This window comes from Aldersonia kunmingensis, from assembly GCF_001646865.1.
GTDB classification, from domain to species: domain Bacteria; phylum Actinomycetota; class Actinomycetes; order Mycobacteriales; family Mycobacteriaceae; genus Aldersonia; species Aldersonia kunmingensis.
The window spans coordinates 1-2,731 of sequence record NZ_LRRB01000202.1; the positions used below are offsets into that span (position 1 = coordinate 1).

Annotated in this window: 2 protein-coding genes and 1 pseudogene; all 3 read left to right on the forward strand. The window is 67.9% G+C overall.

Annotated features, from left to right (window positions below; genetic code table 11):
* Positions 1-229: 229 nt before the first annotated feature.
* Positions 230-1,231 carry a 2-phospho-L-lactate transferase gene (cofD, locus tag A8G08_RS15735; protein WP_068275877.1) on the forward strand — a complete coding sequence of 334 codons (1,002 nt, stop codon included), beginning with the start codon at positions 230-232 and terminating at the stop codon, positions 1,229-1,231.
* Entirely contained in the window at positions 1,228-2,574 is a 1,347-nt protein-coding gene (locus A8G08_RS15740; protein WP_068275879.1) for a coenzyme F420-0:L-glutamate ligase, read from the forward strand. Before cofD ends, A8G08_RS15740 begins: the two co-directional genes overlap by 4 nt.
* Positions 2,571-2,731, forward strand: a pseudogene (locus A8G08_RS28045) (NUDIX hydrolase); the annotation flags it as partial. The gene A8G08_RS15740 and the pseudogene A8G08_RS28045, both read left to right, overlap by 4 nt.

A 2,731-nucleotide genomic window follows, 5' to 3' on the forward strand; every position in this document is an offset into this window, starting at 1 on the left:
GCCTTCCCAACGGAACGCGGCCAGGTGTACGATATCGAACACCCATTCGAATCATTCATCACCGCAGGAACACTCGTCCCGCTGACGTGGAATGACATAGTTGTGATTAGACACGCCGAGAGTTCGGATGGTCAAGTCGACACCCGAAATCCATTACTATCCAATTCTTTTTGGCTCGTGTCTGGACCAGTGACCAGTTAGCAGGTTGCCGGGCATAGGCTGTTCGGTCGTGAGCGAAGTCAGCAGCAACGGCGAAGTAAACGGGCCGCGCGTGGTCGTTCTGGTAGGCGGCGTCGGCGGTGCGCGGTTCCTCCAGGGCGTGCGCGAACTCCTCGATGGACGCGGCGAAATCACGGCGGTCGTGAACGTGGGCGACGACGTCTGGATGCACGGACTGCGCATCTGCCCGGATCTCGACACCTGCATGTACACCCTCGGCGGCGGTATCGACACCGAGCGCGGGTGGGGCCATATCGACGAAACGTGGCACGCCAAAGAGGAATTGAGCAAGTACAACGCGGTGCCCGATTGGTTCGGCCTCGGCGACCGCGACATTGCCACCCACCTCATCCGCAGCCAGATGCTCCGCACCGGCTACGCGCTCTCGGCCGTTACCGAGGCCCTGTGCAACCGCTGGCAGCCGGGCGTGCAGCTGCTGCCGGTGACCGACGACCGGAGCGAAACGCATGTCGTCGTGACGGATCCCGAGTCCGATTCCGGCGAGCGCAAGGCCATTCATTTCCAGGAATGGTGGGTCCGCTACCGCGCAGATATCGAGACACACAGCTTCGCCAATGTGGGCGCGGAACAAGCCAAACCGGCCCCCGGAGTGATCGAAGCGATCGAGTCTGCCGATGTGATCTTGCTCGCACCTTCGAATCCCGTCGTCAGCATCGGCGCCGTCCTCGCCGTGCCCGGAATCCGCGGTGCGCTGCGCACCACCAAGGCCAAGGTGATCGGCCTGTCCCCCGTGATCGACGGAAAACCGTTGCGCGGTATGGCCGACGAATGCCTCACCGTGATCGGTGTGGAGACCTCGGCCCAGGCGATCGGCGTGCACTACGGCGCGCGCAGCGGCAACGGAATTCTGGACGGCTGGCTCGTGCACTCGACCGACACCGCGGACGTCCCCGGCGTCGAGGTGCGCAGCGTCCCGCTGCTCATGACCGACCCGGAAACCACCGCCGAGATGGCTCGCACCGCAATGGCTCTGGGCGGAGTCTCGCTGTGAACGTCGCAGACCACTCCGCGCCCGCGGGCCTAGAGATCCTTCCCGTCCAGGGGCTGCCCGAATTCCGACCCGGCGACGACGTCGCAGAACACCTTGCGCGGCAGGCACCCTGGCTCGCCGACGGCGATGTTCTCGTCGTCACCAGCAAGATCCTCTCCAAGGCGGAGGGCCGCATCGTCGCGGCGCCAACGGACCCCGAGGAGCGCGACGCCGCCCGCCGCCGGCTGATCGACGAAGAATCGGTGCGTGTGCTCGCCCGCAAGGGCCGCACGCTGATCACCGAGAACAAGCTCGGCATCGTGCAGGCTGCCTCCGGCGTGGACGGCTCCAACGTGTTCGGCTCCGAACTCGCGCTGCTGCCGGTTGATCCGGACGCCAGCGCCGCCGCCCTGCGTGCACGGCTCGGCGAGCTGCTCGGCGTCCGCGTCGCGGTGGTCATCACCGACACTATGGGCCGGGCGTGGCGCAATGGGCAGACCGACGCCGCGATCGGCTCGGCCGGCATCTCGGTGCTGCACGCCTACGCCGGTTCCACCGACGGCCAGGGCAACGAACTGCAGGTCACCGAGGTTGCCATCGCCGACGAACTGGCGGCCGCCGGTGATCTGGTGAAAGGGAAACTGCGCGACGTTCCGGTCGCGGTGGTTCGTGGACTCGACCCGCGCGACGACGGCACCACCGCAAGGGCGCTGCTCCGCGGCGGCGAGGACGACCTGTTCTGGCTCGGCACCGCGGAGGCGATCGAGCGCGGTCGTGGCGAGGCACTGCTGCTGCGCAGGTCGGTGCGCCAGTTCGCGACCGACCCGGTGCCTGCCGAAATCCTTCGCAGCGCAATCGCCGAGGCCCTCACTGCGCCCGCGCCGCATCACACCCGGCCGGTCCGGTTCGTGTGGCTGCGTACGCCCGAGGTACGGGACCGTCTGCTGAATGCGATGCGCGAACAGTGGCAGCGCGATCTCGCCGGCGACGGCTGGTCGCCCGAGCGGATCGAGCGCCGGATCGCGCGCGGCGACATTCTGCACCACGCCCCCGAGGTTGTTGTGCCGTTCTGCGTCCCCGACGGTGCCCACGACTATCCCGACACCCGCCGCACGGACGCCGAGGCCACCATGTTCACCGTCGCCGTCGGCGCCGCGGTGCAGGGCCTACTCGTCTCGCTGGCCACGAAAGGCGTGGGCAGCTGCTGGATCGGGTCGACGATCTTCGCCGCCGACGTGGTGCGCGAGAAACTCGGATTGGGTGCGGAGTGGCAGCCGCTCGGCGCGGTCGCGATCGGCTACCCGACCGAGGAACTCTCCCCGCGCCCAACGCGCGATCCCGGTGACGGGCTGATCGAACTGTGAGCGCCGAGAGCCTGCACGCCTCGGCCGTCGAGGTGCTCGGGGCCTGGTCGCCTGTCGATCGCGGTGACGAATCGGTGCGGCAGACGATGCTGGCCTTCCTCGGCTCGGCGCCGCGCGGCTGCCTGCGCGAACACGCGCCCGGGCACATCACCGCGTC